Source organism: Elizabethkingia argenteiflava (genome assembly GCF_009904105.1).
In the GTDB taxonomy this organism is placed as follows: Bacteria; Bacteroidota; Bacteroidia; order Flavobacteriales; family Weeksellaceae; genus Elizabethkingia; species Elizabethkingia argenteiflava.
On record NZ_JAAABJ010000057.1, the window covers coordinates 1 to 433 of the forward strand.

Below are 433 nucleotides of genomic sequence, written 5' to 3' on the forward strand. Positions count from 1 at the left end.
GCTCTTCTATCCTGAATTACAGGAGTTCTTGTTGCGAACAGATGACACCACTATTCAAAGCTAAAGGAGAGCAAATAATCAAGGTCTAAATCACTCTCATGGAGCCTTAGGCTTTTGCAGGATAAGAATGATGCATACCAATACTGTAATTTTTGCTTTTGTTTGTAATTCATTTTTCTTTGCTGCTTATTATAGTATCAAAAGGTTATTAAAGGCCCGTATGTATAGCGATACGCTATCATGGATAAATTTCTGGACTTGGCAGCTGATGATAGTCGCCAGCTGGGTGACTTTTGCAATGGGCTTCAATACATCAAAGGAATAAGCAGAACACGAGTGGCCGATTGATATATTAATAGCTTATTCGTGGATCATCTTAGGTGTTAACAAGATTGAGACGATAGCCAAAAGAATAGTAATACATTTATATGTA

Annotated in this window: 1 pseudogene; it reads left to right on the forward strand. The window is 37.0% G+C overall.

From position 1 onward, the window contains the following. Positions 1–433, forward strand: a pseudogene (locus tag GNY06_RS00280) (cbb3-type cytochrome c oxidase subunit I); the annotation flags it as partial.